The following is an 18,139-nucleotide window of genomic DNA, read 5'->3' as shown; positions in this document are numbered from 1 at the left end:
GCGCGCCGGCGCGCGGTTGGACCAAAGTCGTCGTCGAATACTAACGCTGGCCTGGTAGAGACTGCATCGATGGTGCAGTCGATGCCGCCGAGGGATTCAGCTCATCTTTGCGGGCGTCTGCTTCCGTTACCGACATCAATTCCTTGTCCATGATAACGTGCTTTTGGCGATAACCCTCAAGCACACGCAGCCAGCCCTTCCGGCCATAGATGCGGACACGCGTGCAGCCTTCGTCGCTGGCATAGGCCTCGATCCCATCGATCAGCGGCAGCCAGCACTTCATGTCTCGGCCACCGCAGGCGGTGATGATGCAAACGCGCCCGGCTTCGGTGTTGATTAAGACCGTCGCCGCCGCGGACTTGATGGCGGAGCTGTCCCATGCGAGCCAAAGCAGACTGCGGCCGGAGAGGACATCTGCCTCTATGTCCCCGAATGCGCTCAACTCAGTTCGACAACATGCCGATCTCAAGAGCGCCGAGACAAGAGGCCATACTTCGCGGACTCGCTCAGGGTCGACACAGACGAGCATTAATGCCGCCTGGGGAGACATAACCAACGTCCCAAGGATTGTACGCGGGCTGGGCTCGTCAACGCCCCAATATCCTTCGGATCATTTCGTTGTTGCGCTGCGCCCTCTCTTCCGGACTCAGTGGAACCGAGAATTTCCCACCACAATCTTTTGTGACAAAGTTGCCAGCACAATTCTTGACATCAAAAGGCTTGTCGGGAAACCAGCTATACCGAGAAGGAATCCTTTGTGCTTCCCCGCTTCTGTTTGCCGTTTCGCATTTTTCCATAGCGTCGGCCCATTCTTTCTTGCACTCCTTACTATCTCTATTGCCGCCACCTTCCGATGTTTGAGGAACAGTTTCTTCCTCTTCTCGTAACTCGATCGGCGTGCCGTCCGGCACTAACGGCGGGGAACCAACCTTGGGTCCTCGCTTCGCATCGGTGACATCAACGCGGTCGAGCGTCCGACGATTTGGATCGACCGGCGGCGCAGTCCTATTCGGCCAGTCCAAGCCGTATCGCCGCAGACTCTCGGCAAGCAATAGCGCAAATATTCCACCGTCGGGCTCATTCGGTCGAGGCGGTGGACCCGGCTCGGGACTCCCCTCTCCACTCGGCAATCTTCCCGAGTCTGATTCTTGTTGTGGCTGGTAAGGACTGACAGTTGGCTCGGGTCTTTCGAATAGAGGCCGCAACAACCTCCACAGCGCGCGCGCTTCAGGAGAAGCCACGTGATTCGGCGACGATGGGTCGGCTTCTCCGTATGGCGGAGGCGGTGGGGGAAGAGGCGACTTTCCAAATGTAGGCCCAAACCTAAAACCAGGCATTCCATGAAACTCCATAATCATTGTACGAATTCTGAAAAAGTGAGCGCTCGGACTCTGCCTGCGCTCCGATCAACTAACCCAACACCGCCCACAAAAACGTCCGCCCCGTCGTCGCCGAATTCGCGTGCGTGATCGTGAACGACCCGTTCGCCACCGTGCTCACATAGAGCGTGCCGTTGCCGAGATCGGTCGCGGCGTTTACGGAGGCTGGCGTCAGGATCGGTGTCGATCCGGATGTGCAGTTCGGCGTTGAGACGATGGTGGTTGTTGCGCCCGTTGCCAGCGTTACGGTGCCAACTGCGTTCGAACGGCCGGCAGCAAGGTTCTGGATCGCGAGCACGATCTTCTTCAGATCTGTCTCGGTAATGCCCGGAACGTATGCAGTCATAGCGGGCTGCTCGGCACGACGTCGGGCACGACGCCCGCGCAGAATGTCCACGACGTCGCTGCGGGGATGCGGACCTTGAAGCGCGAATAGCGCGTGTCCTGCATCAGGTCGCAACGGCCCGTCCTGGCGTTGACGAGCACCTCGGTGCCCGCCGATGGCACTGCCGACGGCGTGTCGCGGGACGAGACCGAGCCGTAGAGCGTGGCCGCATCGGTGACCGGACGAAAGCCACGGATCGTGATGCGGTTCTCATCGGTGCCCTGTTCCGCGCTCTCGATCGTCGCTTCCAGATTCTGGCCGCGGAAGAAACCGAGCACATGCGAGCTGCTGAATTGCGCGATCTCCGGCTGCACCGCAGTGGCATAAGCGTCCAGGCTGAGCGTCAGCGCGTCCAGGGACGACGAAATGGCGTCGAGGTTCTCCAGCGTCAGGCCGGTCTGCGACACGCCCAGCAGATACTCTCCGCTGGTCGCGATCGGAAAGAATCGATCGAGCAGGAAATCGTAGCCAAGCAGCTTGTCGTAGGATGTGCCGACGGCGCCGGAGACGGACTTGTAGGCCCAATAGACGCGTGTGCTGCGTGGATCAGCAGCGCCCATGAAGAGCTGGAGATTGCCCTTGTCGAGGTCGGCCAGGAACGTGCGGTCGACCTTCTCGCGACCGATCTGTTCAGGCACGCCGCCGGGCTCGATCTTGTGAAAGCCCTGTCCGGCATAGAAGAAAATCTTTTCACCGGCTCGGATGATTGAGTATGGAGCATAGAGCCCCTTGTCCTGCGTGATGCGTTCGATCTGGAAGATGATTGGCGAACCGGGCACATAGGACATCCGCCTGATGGCCTGATCCTGAAAGATGATGCCGTATTCGCCGCCCGCCACTCCGCGGACAATGCCGCCATCCGGAAAGTCCTGAAAGTCAGACGAATTGACACCACTTGTCCATGTCGTCGTGGCGTTCAAGCCGCACCATTGGATCCGGTATTGATTTGATAAGAGGCCCGACAACACAAGGAAACGGCCAACCACCGATATGTAAGCCGCTTGAGGTGGCGAGCCGGCACAATCAGCAAAGGCACCAGATGAGGACAGGTCGTAAACCTGCAAGACGGTATTTGCCTGTGTCGCGAAGACCAGATTGCCAAATTGTGCAAACTGCCAATTGGCGGCCTGCCCCGCAAAAGTAGGAGCTGTATACGTTCCGCCGCCCTTGGAAACGTCTGTCCAACTGAAATCGGTATTGTTGAGCCGATAGAGCTTTGTTGCCGTGCCGGCGAAGGTGATGACCGTGCCGTCAGACTTCAGCGCATAGAACGCGCCCCGGCAGGCGGACGGCAAGGGCGAAGTATAAACCGACAGACTTGGAAACGGACCGTAGCCATCGCCACGCGGGATCACGTTGAGGATGTTGCGCGTCGCCTGGCCTTCATAGTCGCTGACATCGGGGCGATAATCGCCGGTGGCAAGAAGCGGCATCGTTTGATTAATCCGGATTGAGGGAGTGCAGCGATGTGAAGCGAGGCATCTCGGAAGACCGGGATGTCTCCGTTTGCTTACTCAGCCGACCAGGTCTCGGCTTCCTTGACTGCCGGCGCCCAGGACGTGGCCGATGAGGCGTCAGCAATCCAGCTTTCGGCCTGCGCCGCACGCGCTGACCAGATCTCATCCGCAACGGCGGCCGTGCTCCACTCATCCGCGTCGAACGGACGCGGAAACCACGCCTCAAAGTCGCGCGTGTAGGTGGACGGATACCCGGTGACGAGATAGGCGCCGCGGCCTGCCGACAAGAAGGCGCCGAGCGGCGCATTCCTGCCTGTCGTCAAATAGGATCCCGACGCGGAGGGTTGACGTATGGCAAACCTCGAGGCAGATCCCGCAACGACGTAACTGCCGAGACCCGCCGGGCACGTGCACCGGACCGTGATCGCGCTTCCAGCCACGGCATAAGATTGAACGACTCCGGTCAGCGCGACCTTTGGCGCTACGCTGGCGCCCGTCAGCGTAAAGGCGACCGTGTTGGATGGCTGGATCGTCTTGTACAGCGCGGACTGACCTGAAAGGCTGTAAGTCGCGGGCGACGCCAGCAGGACATTGGCCTGCAGCGCCGGCAGTTGAGCCAGCGCCAATCGGCCGACTGCATCAAAGCCGAGTAACGACATGTCAGGGCAGGATAGTTAGAGCAGCGGCGATTTTTGCAGCGCGATCAGCACCAAGCACGGCAACCAAGGCTTGCCAACCCTGCTGAAACCTCGCGCCAGCAACGAGCATAGGGTCGCGCTGTGCCGTCAGCGACTGCCACAACAGCCACAGGGATGCGTTGCTGGCAATCGCCGCCTGAATGCGTGTTGCATCGTCCGGCGTGAACTGCGCCATGAGGTCTTGCGACGACACGGTCTGCTCGGCGCCAGCCAGCGTCTGGGTGTCGACGGCCTCGATCTCGGCTTGCGATGGTTGCGCGACGTCCGCCCGGTTCCAGACGGCAATGAAGGGCCCTCTTCCGTCGTTGCGATCGGCGAGCTCAAAATCGGCGTGCACCTCCAGCCCGGGTCTCAGGCTCAGCACCGCCGAAAGAATCTGCGAAGGATTGTATGCCATCAGCGCGCCCGCCTCCATTTCACGTAGCCAAAGCTGGTGTAGACGGTGCCGGAGGAGATCGTCACCGCGCCGTGCATGTAGAACGTCGTTGACGCCGACAGCGACACGCGCACCGGTCCAATCTGTTGCCGCAGGGAGTAGTCAAAGTCTGCCGGCATGCGCGTGTGGTTGACGCCCCCCGGAAACGTACCGTTGTTGCTGACGGTCGGCGTCGATTGGCTCGAGATAATTGTGTTCCAGTCCGATGTTTGAGTAGCGCCCGAGCCGGAGAAATCATTCCAACCCGTCACCTCAAAGTCGCCGGCAGGCAGTGTGAAGCTCAGAACGTTCTGTGCAACGCCGGACGAATAGTTGCTGGCCGTCGACGCGCTGGTATGGCCCTCTTCTCCGAGCTCGCCCGAATTCGCCGTGCCGCTGCTCGCTTCTGCCGGCAGATGTCCATCGGACATGCCGATGTTCGTTCGAGCCTGCGTTTTTTGCGCCGTCGTAAAGCTGTTCGCTTCGCTGATGGCGAGCAAATCCTCTTTCAAGGCGACCACGGCGACCTGCGGGACCGTGCTGAAGTTGATCTTCGCCGTGGTACCGGCTGAATTGAACAGCACCGTGATGCGCGTCAGGATTCCAGACGAGCTGTTCCAGGAGCCTTCGCCGATCTCCCATTGCGTGAGATCCGCGCTCTCGGCGCGGTATTTGTAGACCTGACCATTGGCCGCGCCCGCGCCGGCCGGACTGAGATAACCACCGACTGCGGATGAATAGGTCCAGTCGCCGGTCCCACCCGCCGTGGGAAGAAACCGGCACGCATCGAGAAATGCTGCCATGTCAGGTAATCGTCAAGATGCCGGCGACCTGGTCGAGATCGACGGTGAACGTGTTGCCGTTCGTGAGCGTCAGCGTGGTGCCGTAGTCCCACCATCCGATCAATGGCTTGGTCGACGACGTCGAATTGTAGAGCACCGCATACTGAAACGGGCCGATCGATCCGCCGGACGCCGTCCAGGACGGATCGGTACCGCCGATGAACTTGAACGTACCCGAGGTCTGCGAGCCGGTGATCGTTCCGATCGAGGCGCCGCCGGCGGTGTAGCCGTTGGCGGTCGAGAGGTCGGCAGGCGTGTTGTAGACGGTGTTGGATGTCACCGGCGCGGTATTGGTGAGATAGACCTTGTACACCTGCGCGGTGCCGGTCTTCATGTCATGCAGCGCGTTCGCGACGTCCTGCACGAAGCAAAAGAACTTGTTGAATGCAGCCATTGGCTCGCTCTCCCTTTAGACAACCTGTCCCGACACGTGGATCGTCATCGGCCCCGCGTTGAAGGTCGATGTCAGGCCGAGATTGTTGAGATCGTTCAGCGCCGTCGAGAAACCCAGGCCCCAGGTCTGGATGCGGCTGTCGTCCTTCAGATATGGAGCCGATTCCAGCAACGCGCCGTAGAGATAGAGGTCAGGCGCGAGCGAGAGCAGCCAGTTCGGGTCATTGCTCGCGAGCGGCGGGATATTCCTGCGATAGACCATCTCGATCGTGTAGGCATCGTCGGGTGTCGGTGCGAGCTCGATCTCGTCGCCAAACACGGTGAAGTAGCGCGGTTGCCCCGCAACGTCAGATATCCCGAAGCGGTATTCGTCAAGCTGGGTGCCGGACCTGAACTCGAGGCACGGCTTTCCCGCTTCACTCGACAGCCGTACCCGGCGCATCGACTGGAAGTCGCCAGGCAACGATATGAACTCCGGCTCGTCCGAGGCGAGATTGACCAGTGCAGTCGCGCGCTGCTCCATCTGGCGGACGAACAGCTGGCGATTGAACTTCGCCTCGGCGAGCTGAATGAAAGTCGGAATCCGCGCGATCAGGGTCGTGTCCTGATCGCGGGCGAGATATTCGGTGACGGCCGCCTGCAGCGACGCATAGTCCACGATTCCTGTCATGACGCCTCCGCTGTCCATCCGGCCTGCAATTTCGGCCGATCGGTCCGCAAATAGGCCCATTCCGGATCATCCAGCTTGCGCTGGACCACGAGGTCGAATTCCGGCGAGAACATCCGCAGCGTCGTGTTGCCGCGGGCATGCTCCTCGTTGAGCCACCGGACGTAGATGACGTTGGGGATGCGCGCGACGTGACGCCCCCAATCGCTGTGCTGCTCGTCGCGGCGCGCTTCGCGATTCCAGCGCAGGATCGGCTCGACGTCCTGAACGTGCTCGATCGAGAGATCCTGTCCGTTGCTGTCGAAGTGCGGCCGCATCAAAACGCCGTCCATCACGACATCTCCGTGATCCAGAGCGTGCCCGCGGTCGCGGTGACCAGGCCGTTGGTCGCGGCCTTGAGGGCGGCGATGCGCTGTCCCGGCGAGACGATGACGTATTCGATGGCGTTCGCCGGCAGGAAATTGTCAGCAACGGTTGCCGTCTGGACGCCGTCGCCGATCCGGTAGCAGCAGGCCGAATTCGCGACCAGCCGCACCTGGTAGGTCTCGACGCCGAACGGATTGGTGGCGCCGACACTCGAGTCATACGCGATCGTCTGGGTCACGCCGGTGCGCGAGGCTTGATGCTTGGGAAAGAACGACATCAGGCTGCCCTCACCGAGATCGAGAAGTGCATCGGGATCGAGGCGCCGGAGGCGCCCGACGGCGTGAGCACGATCACGTCATCCTCGTTGAGATAGGTCGGCGACGCCGGCGTCGACGAAAACAGCTGCCCCGCGGCCGAACCGGCCTGGGTGACGGCGAAGGTCGTCAGCGTGGTGGCGTTGGCGGCGACGGTGATCGTGCCGTCGGCGGTGGTGATGGCGCCGCCCAGGATCCCCGTTGCCTTCAGCAACCGGCAACGGAAGGGAACGCGAATATAGGCGGCGACGGGCGTGGTGCCGCAGGACGGCGTATAGGCCGTCAGATCTGACGTGTTGATGGTACGGTTGCCGGGAACTGGCATGTTTCGCTCTCCAAAGAAAAAGGGCGGCCAGAGGCCGCCCCGGTTGAACCTGGCGATGACGAAAGATCAGGACGTCGTGTTGTCGAACACGCCGCCGGATGCTTTCTCGTTGCGCGCCACCAGCGAGTATTCCGCGAGCACCTGGCGGCGATCGGAATCGCCGGTCTTCGCCAGCGGGATCGAGACCATGTTGCGGCCGTTGAGATAGGCGACCGCCCACTTGTCCATCTCGAGCACGAGCACGTCGCGCGGGCGCTGGAAGCGGTTCGCGACCACCTTGAGCTTGCCGAAATCCGATTCGTAGGCGTCGACGGAGGCCACGATCTTCTTGGACTTCGCCTCTTCGATTGCGGTGGACCGGCCGGTGAAGGTCGAGAACACCTGCTTGTTGAAGGCGCCGGTCATGATCGTGCCGGGCTTGCCGCCGTTGGTCCAGATCGACGACAGCACGGTCTTCAGCCGCACTTCGGTGAAGGCGATCTGGGTGCCGTCCGTACGGGTACCCGTCCCGTCGGCCGCCGCGGGATCCGCAGCGCCACCCGCCGTTCCCTTCGACGTATTGCTGAAGATCCAGGATAGCACCGACGCCGTCTTGCGCGGGGTGCCGACGGCGCCGGCCGCCTTGGTCTGGTTGGTGCCGACCACGATCGTCTCGATGTCACGCTTGAGCTCGAGGCCGCGCAACATTTCCTGGTAGGCGAGCTCGTTGTCGCGACCGGCATGATCGACGGCCTGCTGGGTGCCCGACACCTGCGCCATCTTGTAGGAGATCTGGCAGAGGTTGCCGAGACGAACGGTCGGCACCAGCGCGTTGGCGGTGGGATCGTCGCCTTCGAGCTTGGCGTTGGTGTTGTCGGCGGCCGCTAGCGCCTGGGTCTGCCATTCATGGTTGACGGCCGACGCTTTCTCCTTGTCGACGCCGCTCATGAACGGGGTATCGGTCGGATCGATGCGATAGATCATGTCGCTGAGATCTTCGCGGTTGCCGATCGCGGCATAGGTGGTCACGGTGTTGGTAGGGAGAGCCATAGGTTGGTCCTTGCGTTGTCCGCGGCAGCACAACGCGGTGCGCCGCAAACGTGCGGCAGCCTGATTATGATGATGCGGACGAGATGATCTCTGGTGGATGAGCGCTCGGGAGGCACGATGGCGCGGAAGCACGGTTCCGGTTCGCCCTGCCCTCGTCTCCGCCGTGGCGCCTGCGCATCACGCAGGGTCGGCGCAATCAAAAGCCCGCGACCGTTGCCGGCGCGGGCTCAGAACTTTCGATGGTGATAGTATGCCACTGATTTGCCCGACGTGTCAAGTCGGATGATGGCGTTTTATCGATTAATACGAATTTCTTCTATTTCTGATAGCTGGTCGAAATGCGAACTAGTCTCCGCACCGGCGGCCTGCCGCCGAAGCGATTGGCGAAGGAACTTTCGTCGTCATCGGGAAAATTGGGCAACGCCGACGCCGGCCCGCTGTCCGCCTGCGCCCTTTTCGCCTCGAGATAGTCCTGAAGCAGGCTCGGCAATCCCCGAGGTGCGGCCTGAGCTGGTGCGGTGACCGAATTATCCACTGAAGTCGGGGTCCATTTTCCGAAGCGATCATCGAACGAAATACCGGTGTCGGGTGTAGAGAGGCCGAATTGATGAAGCGGAGAAGCAGCAATCAAGGGGCCACGACGGCTACCGAACGCCAGGGCATCGTTCGTATCGGTGGGACCAAACATTGCGCGACCGGCCTGTAAGGTCTCGTTCGGATAGTGGATTGCCGTATCGAATTTGTCGGGATTTGCCGTGTGGTCCCGATCGACGTTAAAGCCAATTTCTCCTTTGCCGTAGGAACCAATTTCTCCCTTGCCGTCAGGCTTCGACTTTCCGCTGGTGATGATGGAATAGTGCAGATGGTTTCCGGTCGAGTACGTGCCGGTGCTTCCGACGTGACCAATGACATCCCCCGGCCAAACTCTATCTCCGATTTGTGCAAGCGGAGCACCATCCTGCATGTGGGCATAAAGACTGTAGCCATTGGTCGTCCTGACGACGACAGTATTGCCGTATCCCTCATTCAAGCCGGAATAAACTACCTCGCCAGGGGTCAAGGCCGGAATGGGCGTTCCTGCAGGTGCGCGGTAGTCGACCCCGGCATGAAACCTTTGCTCGCCGGTCACGGGATGCGTACGCCAACCATATTCGGAGTTACGTTGAAACGGACGAGGAGGCCTCGGAGGAATATAAGGGCGGTAGGATTCGTTCATTTAAATGCCTTTGATATGTCTACTAGGATCCCTTGTGCACAGTTGCGTGACTGCAAGCCGGTCCCACAGCCAGGCTGGTGTTCGTCTCTCCAGTGAAGAATGGCCCAATTGCCGGAAGGCGAAATACTCAATTCGAATCCCCAATGCTCCCTGGTCGTTGTGTAAACTTGGCGTACCAACGAGGTAGAAGCAGGATTTCTGATCACCGCGGCATACCTTGGATAAAAGATGATTGAATCATCATCTGGCACGATCGTCTTGCCGAGAGGCTCGACCGTTCCCACGATCCCCTGTCCACTGACAGAAACGGATTCGACGCGTGAATGGACACGATCACATTTCCACGGCACCGCATGGCAACGAAAGATCATTCCCTGACGTTGTTGTTCGGGCCCCATATGAAGGATGACCGACTCCTGACGATCGTCGAACCAGGCATCATGTAGAACTTCCGCCTTAGGTCGCGCCCCTGAACTGATCTTTGCGCCGCTTCCATCAAGAATCTCGAGAGATGAAGGATATCCGACGAGAATTCGCGAACCATCCCCGCTCCAGCCGATCCACTGCACATGTTCGCCCGTTGCCTTCAACTTTTCCTGTCCCACAAGTATCACCTTCAACCGATCGGCTTCGGTCATGAACTTTAGCGGAACGGTTGTCGCAACACTCCGAAAATCCGGTGACAGTGACAATACAGTTCTCTGAGGCTCTTGCGCTTCGAATGACGCAAGCAATCGGCTGTCTCCACTCTGGATATCGATCCGGGTCATATTTCCCATACTGAGATAGACGAACTGCTGGCCGTCGCTGCGACATTGCCATGTCCACTCGGATGAAACGGAGATCGTCGCAGCCTTGACCCCCGCTCTGGCGTCGTAGGCCTCGAGATGGCCGTCCACGTCCAGGAGAAACCGATCGTTTTGGCCGCACCAGCCCTTGAAGGCTCCCCTAGGTAGCGATGAGTGAGGCAGACCTTCCAGGGTCGAGAGGCCCCTGGACCGGGACTGTTGGACGTTCACCTGCGCATGCGTTCGGTCTGGTGACATCGCTAGCGCGAGCAAAATCACACAGAAGAGCCGACAAAGAGCACGGAGCATTTCACCAGACAATCCCGGCATCAGCGTAAGCCCTTCAAACGACCTGCGAGACCACGAGCAGCCGCGACAAGCAGGATCGCCGGCAAATTGCTCGCCGTCAAAATCATGCTAAGGATCACGTTGTCGTAGAAGTTACCCGTGGCCGACACGAGGACCGTGAAGCTCACGACGAACAAGACGTTGGTAAAGATCAGCACGAGCGCAGGTCTGAACGCGTGGCGACGTTCCGGATCGGCTGATCCAAGCCAGGCTACGAACCTCTCACCAAAGAAGAGGCAAAGAAAATAAAGACCAGAGATCGATACCGCGATCAAGACAAAGGGGATAGCAGGTCCGATCCCGCCCGTGAGGATGACGCCAAGCGAGATGAGAACGGCCGAGAAATACAACAGCGCGGCCTTGATAACGACATCCAACGCAAAGCCGACCCACCATTGCCGTGCGGAGAAATTCATCGTGAAGCGCGCCTCAGCAGGAAGATTGGAACGCCTCGGCACGCGCTGGACGCCGACAAGATTTTACCAACGACACAACCTCTTGGCGCATCCACCCATCTTGAACAAAACAAGAACATTGTCAAGCCCCTTACATCCCATCCAAGAGAATACGAAATCCTCTAACGTGGTCCATGCAGGAGCAAGGTCATTCGCTCTCCCGGAGGTTGCGGCGCACTACAAAATTCCAAACCGTTTCTTCCGTTCAGCCGTCTGCGCCAGCTCTTTCAGTTCGGCCTGCGCCAGCTTGCCGTTGGTGACCGCCGCGGTGAGGTGATCGCGCACTTTGCCGACGATGTTGATCGCGAGAAACAGCTTCTCGCGGGCAGACACATCGTCGATCGTGGTGGATCTCCACGCAGTCGTGTAGGTGTCCTCGAGCGTCTCGAATGCTTCGATCAGCAAATCGTCGGCGAGTAGGCACTCGGCCCTGGTCGCGCGGCCAACCGCCTGGTCCAGTCTCGATTCATCGGCAATTGTCATTGTGAGGCTCTGCAGTGAAGGGATCGTGATTGGGAGGTTCAATACTCAAGGCTAAATACCGGGCCAGCCCAACGGATCGCGCGAGCGCCTGACGGCAGCTTTCGGCGCACGCGCCAAGCGCGACTCCAGGTCCATTGCGGGCGTTTTCGCCGCGCGCCCTCCGCCTCTGGCACCCGGTATCATTCCGATCGCCGCTATCACGGCTCCGGACAAGTCGCCACGTTGCTTCGCATCGATGAAGTCAGCAATTGCGCCGGACTGCCCGGTCTGCGGATTGACTGCCGTCGGACCGCTGAAGCAGCGATCCGGGTCCTCGTGCCCCATGATCCGCGTCAGCGCCGTCGAAAGCACCACCCGTAGAGTCAACTCGATTCATCTGTCATCGTCGGAATCCCCGTTCGTTGCGCCGATGCCAACAGGTGCCGCGACGCTGTTGAACTGAATGGTTCTGTTCAGGCGCGGATTATCGTTGACGAACTTCCGGATGACGGCAGCGGTCTTGGGAGCGATCGTCTTGAGGTAATTGGGATCAGTCATGTAGGCGCGGATTGCTTCTGCCACGTATTCGCGCTCAACATCGTCACCCTTATAGCCACTCTCCTTGGGCGACCAAGGCCGGGTTCGGCCCGTACCGTTGTAGGCGACTGCATCCGTTCCGGCTGCGTTTCGCGTGGGATTGTTGAGACTGTTATAGACGTCGCGGAGCTCTCTGCTCAGACCCTTGGTCCGGATCGTCCCGGCGATTTTGTCAATCGCGTGACCGAACTCGTGAAATACTACTCTGTCTTTTGCGACGGGTTCCAGATCTCTGAGAATATCGATCCGACGCTCCGGCCCGTCCGGTCCGCGTGCGTCTCGGTAAGCCCCGACTGTATTTCGAGGAAGTGCGCGCGCCGGCACCTGCGAAGGTGGTCCGCCAAGGATTTCCGTTGCTGCGGCGTCAAGTTGCGCTGGCGTGAGGGCTTCATCCCCTCCGCCCAGCGTTCTTCGGCCGACAACGATTCCCGCCTTAATATCTCTTCCTTCGATATCTTTGGTGAGCTTTCCTGCGACATCGGACGAGGCTCCGGAGGGATAGTCCGCCTCGAATGGACGAGGCGATTTTGTCGGCGGACTATAGATCGAAGCCGATCGCGATGCCAGAGCATCCGAACTACCCAGCAAAGGCCTCGCTTCTGTTAGAACGGTGCCAGCACGAGGCGCTCCAACACGCCCCACCATCATCATCGCCGTCTCCGCAGCAATCGGGACAAGTGGATCTACCCATACGTCGGAATCGCTGATCGTGCTGGGACCTGGTCCATATGTGTGCGCAAACGATTCTCTCGAAGCGTCCATCGCGCGCTGCGGGAGCGTGGCAACTTGCTTCATCATTCCGAAGGCAATTTTACTGGCGATGTCAGCTGCCTTGTTACCGATCGCGGTTCCGGCCGAAAATTGCCCACCGTTGCCAATGGCCGGCGCGCCGACATCGGGTAGATCAACGCCGGTAGCAGCCGGTTGAGGCTGGTCATTCGGCAGCATCCCGGCCGGGTGATTAGTTCCGTCCGCAATGAATGGATCGTGATCGACCGGGACCAACGAAACGTCGGCGAAATCCGGTTCGTGGTCGACGGGCACCAAAGAATAATCAGACATGATGTACAACCATCAGGAATTTGCCCGGCCGCTTCGGATCCGGAACATAATGGTGGCCGTCCCTGGCCTTGCGTGAGCCTGGTACGAGGGCTCGCACCGATTTTTGCGCTTCTGTCGCAGCCTTCAGATGCGCATCGAACACCTTGATCTGCGCGTCGAGCTCGGCCTTGATCTTGGCCAGCTCGATCTCCGCCTCGGCCTTGAGCTTCTGATGGATCGCATCCGCCTGCGCCTTCTGTTGCTCGACCTGCGCGCGATGCGCGACGGCAAGCTGATCCGCCTGCGCCTTTGCCTGTAACGCCAACAGCCGCGGATCGGGCGGCGGCGATGGCGACATCGGCGACGGATGCAGAAGTTGGCCGGTCTGCGGATCGACGGCCGTCGGGTCGTTGAAGAAGCGATCCGGGTTCTTGTGCCCCATGATGCGCGTCAGCTCGACCGCGGTATTGTAGAGCTCGCGGTCGCCGACCATGTTGACCCTGCCGCCGATGACCAATTCCTTCTGCACGTTGGCGAGCGCCATCACCTGCGCGAATTGCTGCGCCTTGCCGCCCGTGCCGAGGCCGACATTGATGGTCATGTCATCGCGCGTCTTCCAGTCGCGCGGGTCGACATTGACCCAGGCGTTGCGCAGACGGACGGTCTGTTGCTGCTGGCCGTGCTTGCGGATCGTACCGTGCAGCCGCGCGAAGATATCGCGCACGCCCTCCGCCATCACGCGCGGCCATCAGCTTGATCCGCCTCTGCGAGGCCGAGAACACCTGCGCCACTGCGGTTGGCGCGGCGTCGATCACGTTATCGCCGCTTGCGCCGGCGAACGGACAACAGCTCAGTGGAACACCGAACAGCATTCTCGATCAAATCTTCGTCTTTCCTCAAGCGCCTCGCCCGAAAGAATTCTGCGTATCTCGTCCTTGTCGGAAGGACTAATATCGTCCCGCGCTTCGATTTCCGTCAGAAGCAATCGCACGCCCGCGTCCTGGTAGTGCTCATAAACCGTGTCTACTGACAAGCGCGGGTACAAGCCTCTCTTTAGTTCTTCGGGAGATATCAGACCATTGTCGCGCAGTTTAACCAAATCTCGAACGAAGGCCACGTACTGATCAACCGAGAGCTTATACATCGCTAGAAGAGACACGCGTCTCTGGTTTTCCGTATACTTTTTTTCAGAGAGGAATCGTACGCAAAGCGCGGGGTTCTCGACACTCGCGTCAGCAATCCTCTCGAAGCTCTCCATGCCGATATAGCCATAGGCGGATACTGGTGAAATCGCATAGTAACTTCGTTCGAAGGCAATCACGTTGTCTGCATAAGATTGGAAGGCCGCGTCAGACAGACCGCCAGCATCCTTGGATGGCTCAGCCGCAACGGCTCCCACACAGGAACAAAAAAAGCATCCGAAGTATAGCAAAAGCCATATGAAAGAGCGCCGCATGCTAGGGCTCGTAACGACGATAAACCAGAAGGCCGCCGGGGCGAGCGTTGGGATTAGGATAAATTCCTCCCATCATTTTTGATGCAACGCTCTCGACCTTTTCGCTCTCTCCAACACCGATGAAGTTGGCATTCGGCCCCACTATCATGACGTGTCCTGTCGCTCCGTTCGGCCATTGTATTCGCTGTCCGACCACATCTCCCGGCTGTGGTGATTCTCCCGAACTCAACACTCTCCACCCCGGAATCGCAAATGAGGAATCAGCCCAATTCGCGGCTGTAGGCGGATAGGGATTCCAAAAATGCCCATTCGGCAGACCGGGGCTTGCTCCTGCGTCCTTCAGAACCTCATACACGAACAGATTGCATTTGTCTTTTCCTACTCCAAAATTTCCCTTTGCGGCGTAAAAGTCCCACGCGCCTGAGCCAACATGACCGCGTGCGAGATCGACTATTCTCTGACGTACGTCACCTGGGCCGCGGTCTCGGCTTGAGCCGACCTTGACGAGGTCCTCCTGATCGGCGCCCGTATTCGGTCCGCTGGGGCCGCCGCCGGTCGGCGCCCCATCGACGCCTGGCTGGTTCCCTCCCGTCGCAAGCTGTTGCGGCTCTGGCTGCGTTGATTGAGTCTGTGCCTGAGGCTGTTGAAACTGCGCTTGTTGAACCTGCGGCTGGATCTGCGGAGGTTGAATCGGTATCTGCGCCAATTGCGTGGGCGCCTGCTGGATCGCGCCGCCATCGCTGAATGGGTCGTGCTCGACCGGAACGAGCGACACGTTTTCAAAGTCCGGCTGATGATCGACGGGCACCAGAGAATAATCAGACATGATGCACAACCATCAGGAACTTGCCCGGCCGCTGCGGGTCCGGAACATAATGGTGGCCGTCCCTCGCCTTGCGCGAGCCTGGTACGAGGGCTCGCACTGATTTCTGCGCTTCTGTCGCAGCCTTCAGATGCGCATCGAACACCTTGATCTGCGCGTCGAGCTCGGCTTTGATCTTCGCCAGCTCGATCTCGGCTTCGGCTTTGAGCTTCTGATGGATCGCATCAGCTTGGGCCTTCTGCTGCTCGACCTGCGCACGATGCGCGACGGCGAGCTGATCCGCCTGGGCCTTTGCCTGCAGCGCCTGCAGTCGCGGATCCGGCGGTGGCTGCGGCGGTGCCGGCGGCGGATGCAGAAGCTGGCCGGTCTGCGGGTTGACGGCCGTCGGATTGTTGAAGAAGCGATCAGGGTTCTTGTGCCCCATGATGCGCGTCAGCTCGACCGCCGTATTGTAGAGTTCGCGGTCGCCGACCATGTTGACCTTGCCGCCGGTGACCAATTCCTTCTGCACGTTGGCAAGCGCCATCACCTGCGCAAATTGCTGCGCCTTGCCGCCGGTGCCGAGTCCGACATTGATGGTCATGTCATCGCGCGTCTTCCAATTCCGCGGGTCGACATTGACCCAGGCGTTGCGCAGCCGCACGGTCTGTTGCTGCTGGCCGTGCTTGCGGATCGTACCGTGCAACAGCGCGAAGATATCGCGCACGCCTTCGGCCATCACGCGCGCGATCAGCTTGATCCGCATCTGCGAGGCGGAGAACACCTGCGCCACCGCGGTCGCCGACTGGTTCTGCAGCGCGTTGGCGTCGATCCCCTGCGACTGGCGGCCGAGGCCGGTGCGACTCTCGAGCTCGGCGTCGAGATACTGCATCATCGGATAGATCGAGGTCGTGATGTCCGGCACCGTCTGCCAGTTCAGGCCGCCCGGCGTCTTGGTGCGCACCACGCCGCCCGGCCGGGACACAAGGAGATCGTCGAGCGTGTTCGGACCGGCATTGGCCTCGGCGACCTCGACGCGCGGATTGTTGTGCAGGTAGAGATTGTCCAGCGCACCGCGCTTCAGCGCCGTCTTCTCGCGCTGCAGCGGCATGACGAGCTCGGCGATCGAGCGGCCGAAGAAGCGGTGCGTCATCGGCACCGGCGTCGTTGCCGCAAAGGGAATGGCATCGAACGGCGCTATGCAGTCTTTGCCATCCTTGCGCAGGATCTCGGCCTGGTCGCCGCCGGTGATCACCTGGTAGAGGCACGGCCTTCCATTGCCCTCATAATCCATCCGCACATAATGCTCGGTGATCCGCACCAATCGCGCCGCCGCGTTCGCGTCGCCCGCGGTGAAGCCAAAATGCTCGTCGGCCGTATCGCGCGCCAGCGTCTCGACATTGGCATGACCGGTATAGTCGTTGAGCGCCTTGATCTGTGCGGCATCAAAACCTTCGGCGATCAGCTGCGCCTCGGTCTTCGTCACCACCTCATGGAAGCAATAATTGCAGTCGCGGATGCTGCGCGCGCCGCGCTCGATCCCGAATTCCTCGGGCGGCACGCCCATCACCCTCGCCTGCGCGAGCTTGCGCGTGGTGACGATGGTGACGTCATGTGTAATGGGTTGGGCGAGCGGCTTCGCCACCGGCCCCGGAAGCAGGGATACAGCCATGTTCAATATTCTCACGTGGAAAGATGCGTCATGTCGTGCGACTTGCCGCGGCGCAAAACGCAACGGATTTCACTGGTTGTGTAAGTAATCCAGCATTAGGCCATAAAGGCCGCCGGGTCCTTGTGACGGCCCAGCCGCTCGAGGTCATTCCCTGTCTTCGGAAGACTACGTTGGCCCCTGCCCCCGGCATGCCATAGCTGCGCATCAGCGTAAGATGTGGGGCATCTGGCGAGCCGGGGCTCCAATAATAGGTGCCGCCGATTCTTCCCCAGGGGGCGGGTATCGAGAGCGACACTCCGTCCGGCCACCGGACCTTTCTTTCTTCTCCTGCCATCTCAAACTCCCAAGTTGAAACCTTTGGTGGCGCTCACTATCCTCAAGATCAGACGGATGGATCGGCGCGTGGCGCCATGTTGTGATGATCCATTGCGATATCGATAATCACCGGAGCAACCGGAGGATGATGACCAACGTACTTTGCGGTGCCATCGTGGTCTGGATTTGTGGCCTGTATTTTCTCGCCTCGTTGAATGCACGCGACGCGGAGGCCGTGTTCGAAAACATTGCCCCAGGCGAACGGCACGAGGCAGTTCAGCCGTCCCCCTCGCGCGTAGTGCGTGAAGGTTCTTTCTGGCTGATCGACGCTTTATTTATCGGTCCTGGCTTGGCTGTCGCCGTACGTTTGCTCGGACGCATTTTCAATCTAGATGGCTACGACGCCGGCTGTGCAACAAAGATCGACGCAGCGCGCCTGACCGATGCGGGTCGCGCACATCTCAAGCGAGCAATTCGAAACGAACGGATCATGTATGCCTGGATGGCCGCGGGCAGCGTGCTGCTGGTGTATGCGGTCTACTATTTCAAGAACCAATGATCGATTGGAGCGCAGTTGATACCCCATGCGATACGAGCCACAGGATATCACGGCGACGGCCTCCGAAGCGATGAGGAAGCTGACACGACCTACCTGCCGCTGGGGATTCCCGCAGCCGCAGCGGTATCGCGGATGAACGGTTTCTTCCAGGGTTGCGA

At 60.0% G+C, this 18,139-nt stretch carries 23 protein-coding genes; 1 reads left to right on the top strand and 22 read right to left on the bottom strand.

Annotation, left to right across the window (positions count from 1 at the left end):
* Positions 1 to 40: 40 nt before the first annotated feature.
* From JQ604_RS30905 to JQ604_RS30800, 22 genes are all read right to left on the bottom strand, one after another.
* Positions 41 to 442, bottom strand: coding sequence for a hypothetical protein (locus tag JQ604_RS30905; protein ID WP_212364480.1), 402 nt, complete (start codon positions 440 to 442; stop codon positions 41 to 43).
* A gap of 145 nt (positions 443 to 587) precedes the next feature.
* The gene (locus JQ604_RS30900; protein ID WP_212364479.1) at positions 588 to 1,022 is read right to left on the bottom strand and encodes a hypothetical protein; all 435 of its coding nucleotides are present in this window, start codon (positions 1,020 to 1,022) and stop codon (positions 588 to 590) included.
* Between the two features lie 388 nt (positions 1,023 to 1,410).
* Complete coding sequence (locus tag JQ604_RS30895; protein WP_212364478.1) at positions 1,411 to 1,725, bottom strand: hypothetical protein; 315 nt, start codon at positions 1,723 to 1,725, stop codon at positions 1,411 to 1,413.
* On the bottom strand, positions 1,722 to 3,197 hold the full coding sequence (locus JQ604_RS30890; protein ID WP_212364477.1) for a hypothetical protein: 1,476 nt from the start codon (positions 3,195 to 3,197) through the stop codon (positions 1,722 to 1,724). The genes JQ604_RS30895 and JQ604_RS30890 overlap by 4 nt, the downstream gene beginning before the upstream one ends.
* 77 nt (positions 3,198 to 3,274) lie before the next feature.
* Positions 3,275 to 3,880: a hypothetical protein gene (locus JQ604_RS30885; RefSeq protein ID WP_212364476.1), complete on the bottom strand. Its 606-nt coding sequence runs from the start codon at positions 3,878 to 3,880 to the stop codon at positions 3,275 to 3,277.
* 1 nt (position 3,881) lies between these two features.
* Complete coding sequence (locus JQ604_RS30880; RefSeq protein ID WP_212364475.1) at positions 3,882 to 4,316, bottom strand: hypothetical protein; 435 nt, start codon at positions 4,314 to 4,316, stop codon at positions 3,882 to 3,884.
* Positions 4,316 to 5,137, bottom strand: coding sequence for a hypothetical protein (locus JQ604_RS30875; RefSeq protein ID WP_212364474.1), 822 nt, complete (start codon positions 5,135 to 5,137; stop codon positions 4,316 to 4,318). Before JQ604_RS30875 ends, JQ604_RS30880 begins: the two co-directional genes overlap by 1 nt.
* Position 5,138: 1 nt before the next feature.
* Positions 5,139 to 5,570 carry a hypothetical protein gene (locus JQ604_RS30870; protein WP_212364473.1) on the bottom strand — a complete coding sequence of 144 codons (432 nt, stop codon included), beginning with the start codon at positions 5,568 to 5,570 and terminating at the stop codon, positions 5,139 to 5,141.
* Positions 5,571 to 5,585: 15 nt separating this feature from the next.
* Entirely contained in the window at positions 5,586 to 6,239 is a 654-nt protein-coding gene (locus tag JQ604_RS30865; protein WP_212364472.1) for a phage adaptor protein, read from the bottom strand.
* The gene (locus JQ604_RS30860; RefSeq protein ID WP_212364471.1) at positions 6,236 to 6,568 is read right to left on the bottom strand and encodes a hypothetical protein; all 333 of its coding nucleotides are present in this window, start codon (positions 6,566 to 6,568) and stop codon (positions 6,236 to 6,238) included. The genes JQ604_RS30865 and JQ604_RS30860 overlap by 4 nt, the downstream gene beginning before the upstream one ends.
* Entirely contained in the window at positions 6,568 to 6,879 is a 312-nt protein-coding gene (locus JQ604_RS30855; protein ID WP_212364470.1) for a hypothetical protein, read from the bottom strand. Before JQ604_RS30855 ends, JQ604_RS30860 begins: the two co-directional genes overlap by 1 nt.
* Positions 6,879 to 7,241, bottom strand: coding sequence for a hypothetical protein (locus tag JQ604_RS30850; RefSeq protein ID WP_212364469.1), 363 nt, complete (start codon positions 7,239 to 7,241; stop codon positions 6,879 to 6,881). The genes JQ604_RS30855 and JQ604_RS30850 overlap by 1 nt, the downstream gene beginning before the upstream one ends.
* A gap of 66 nt (positions 7,242 to 7,307) precedes the next feature.
* Positions 7,308 to 8,270 carry a DUF5309 domain-containing protein gene (locus JQ604_RS30845; protein WP_212364468.1) on the bottom strand — a complete coding sequence of 321 codons (963 nt, stop codon included), beginning with the start codon at positions 8,268 to 8,270 and terminating at the stop codon, positions 7,308 to 7,310.
* Between the two features lie 316 nt (positions 8,271 to 8,586).
* Complete coding sequence (locus JQ604_RS30840) at positions 8,587 to 9,486, bottom strand: M23 family metallopeptidase (RefSeq protein ID WP_212364467.1); 900 nt, start codon at positions 9,484 to 9,486, stop codon at positions 8,587 to 8,589.
* Entirely contained in the window at positions 9,483 to 10,385 is a 903-nt protein-coding gene (locus JQ604_RS30835; protein ID WP_212364466.1) for a hypothetical protein, read from the bottom strand. Before JQ604_RS30835 ends, JQ604_RS30840 begins: the two co-directional genes overlap by 4 nt.
* A gap of 218 nt (positions 10,386 to 10,603) precedes the next feature.
* Entirely contained in the window at positions 10,604 to 11,080 is a 477-nt protein-coding gene (locus tag JQ604_RS30830) for a hypothetical protein (protein ID WP_212364465.1), read from the bottom strand.
* Positions 11,081 to 11,254: 174 nt separating this feature from the next.
* Positions 11,255 to 11,560, bottom strand: a complete 306-nt coding sequence (locus JQ604_RS30825) for a hypothetical protein (protein WP_249158914.1) — start codon at positions 11,558 to 11,560, stop codon at positions 11,255 to 11,257.
* A 372-nt stretch (positions 11,561 to 11,932) separates the two neighbouring features.
* Positions 11,933 to 13,198 carry a hypothetical protein gene (locus JQ604_RS30820; RefSeq protein WP_212364464.1) on the bottom strand — a complete coding sequence of 422 codons (1,266 nt, stop codon included), beginning with the start codon at positions 13,196 to 13,198 and terminating at the stop codon, positions 11,933 to 11,935.
* A complete protein-coding gene (locus JQ604_RS30815) occupies positions 13,191 to 13,901 on the bottom strand; it encodes a portal protein (protein WP_249158913.1) in 711 nt (236 codons plus the stop codon). The genes JQ604_RS30820 and JQ604_RS30815 overlap by 8 nt, the downstream gene beginning before the upstream one ends.
* A 126-nt stretch (positions 13,902 to 14,027) precedes the next feature.
* Positions 14,028 to 14,633, bottom strand: a complete 606-nt coding sequence (locus JQ604_RS30810; protein ID WP_212364463.1) for a hypothetical protein — start codon at positions 14,631 to 14,633, stop codon at positions 14,028 to 14,030.
* Position 14,634: 1 nt separating this feature from the next.
* Positions 14,635 to 15,459, bottom strand: coding sequence for a hypothetical protein (locus JQ604_RS30805; RefSeq protein WP_212364462.1), 825 nt, complete (start codon positions 15,457 to 15,459; stop codon positions 14,635 to 14,637).
* Complete coding sequence (locus JQ604_RS30800) at positions 15,452 to 17,107, bottom strand: portal protein (protein ID WP_249158912.1); 1,656 nt, start codon at positions 17,105 to 17,107, stop codon at positions 15,452 to 15,454. The genes JQ604_RS30805 and JQ604_RS30800 overlap by 8 nt, the downstream gene beginning before the upstream one ends.
* A gap of 460 nt (positions 17,108 to 17,567) precedes the next feature.
* Between JQ604_RS30800 and JQ604_RS30795 the strand changes: the two genes are divergently transcribed.
* Entirely contained in the window at positions 17,568 to 17,981 is a 414-nt protein-coding gene (locus tag JQ604_RS30795; protein WP_212364461.1) for a hypothetical protein, read from the top strand.
* The last annotated feature ends 158 nt before the right edge of the window (positions 17,982 to 18,139 follow it).

Origin of the sequence: Bradyrhizobium jicamae, from assembly GCF_018130695.1 — a bacterium.
Classification (GTDB): Bacteria; Pseudomonadota; Alphaproteobacteria; order Rhizobiales; family Xanthobacteraceae; genus Bradyrhizobium; species Bradyrhizobium jicamae_B.
This window is presented reverse-complemented; position numbering and strand designations above follow the sequence as displayed.

What these genes read in the sequence shown, in the direction of transcription:
- JQ604_RS30895 (WP_212364478.1), bottom strand. Translation starts at nt 1,725, where the DNA reads ATGACTGCATACGTTCCGGGCATTACCGAGACAGATCTGAAGAAGATC.
- JQ604_RS30890 (WP_212364477.1), bottom strand. Translation starts at nt 3,197, where the DNA reads ATGCCGCTTCTTGCCACCGGCGATTATCGCCCCGATGTCAGCGACTAT.
- JQ604_RS30885 (WP_212364476.1), bottom strand. Translation starts at nt 3,880, where the DNA reads ATGTCGTTACTCGGCTTTGATGCAGTCGGCCGATTGGCGCTGGCTCAA.
- JQ604_RS30880 (WP_212364475.1), bottom strand. Translation starts at nt 4,316, where the DNA reads ATGGCATACAATCCTTCGCAGATTCTTTCGGCGGTGCTGAGCCTGAGA.
- JQ604_RS30875 (WP_212364474.1), bottom strand. Translation starts at nt 5,137, where the DNA reads ATGGCAGCATTTCTCGATGCGTGCCGGTTTCTTCCCACGGCGGGTGGG.
- JQ604_RS30870 (WP_212364473.1), bottom strand. Translation starts at nt 5,570, where the DNA reads ATGGCTGCATTCAACAAGTTCTTTTGCTTCGTGCAGGACGTCGCGAAC.
- JQ604_RS30865 (WP_212364472.1), bottom strand. Translation starts at nt 6,239, where the DNA reads ATGACAGGAATCGTGGACTATGCGTCGCTGCAGGCGGCCGTCACCGAA.
- JQ604_RS30860 (WP_212364471.1), bottom strand. Translation starts at nt 6,568, where the DNA reads ATGGACGGCGTTTTGATGCGGCCGCACTTCGACAGCAACGGACAGGAT.
- JQ604_RS30855 (WP_212364470.1), bottom strand. Translation starts at nt 6,879, where the DNA reads ATGTCGTTCTTTCCCAAGCATCAAGCCTCGCGCACCGGCGTGACCCAG.
- JQ604_RS30850 (WP_212364469.1), bottom strand. Translation starts at nt 7,241, where the DNA reads ATGCCAGTTCCCGGCAACCGTACCATCAACACGTCAGATCTGACGGCC.
- JQ604_RS30845 (WP_212364468.1), bottom strand. Translation starts at nt 8,270, where the DNA reads ATGGCTCTCCCTACCAACACCGTGACCACCTATGCCGCGATCGGCAAC.
- JQ604_RS30840 (WP_212364467.1), bottom strand. Translation starts at nt 9,486, where the DNA reads ATGAACGAATCCTACCGCCCTTATATTCCTCCGAGGCCTCCTCGTCCG.
- JQ604_RS30825 (WP_249158914.1), bottom strand. Translation starts at nt 11,560, where the DNA reads ATGACAATTGCCGATGAATCGAGACTGGACCAGGCGGTTGGCCGCGCG.
- JQ604_RS30820 (WP_212364464.1), bottom strand. Translation starts at nt 13,198, where the DNA reads ATGTCTGATTATTCTTTGGTGCCCGTCGACCACGAACCGGATTTCGCC.
- JQ604_RS30810 (WP_212364463.1), bottom strand. Translation starts at nt 14,633, where the DNA reads ATGCGGCGCTCTTTCATATGGCTTTTGCTATACTTCGGATGCTTTTTT.
- JQ604_RS30805 (WP_212364462.1), bottom strand. Translation starts at nt 15,459, where the DNA reads ATGTCTGATTATTCTCTGGTGCCCGTCGATCATCAGCCGGACTTTGAA.
- JQ604_RS30800 (WP_249158912.1), bottom strand. Translation starts at nt 17,107, where the DNA reads ATGGCTGTATCCCTGCTTCCGGGGCCGGTGGCGAAGCCGCTCGCCCAA.
- JQ604_RS30795 (WP_212364461.1), top strand. Translation starts at nt 17,568, where the DNA reads ATGATGACCAACGTACTTTGCGGTGCCATCGTGGTCTGGATTTGTGGC.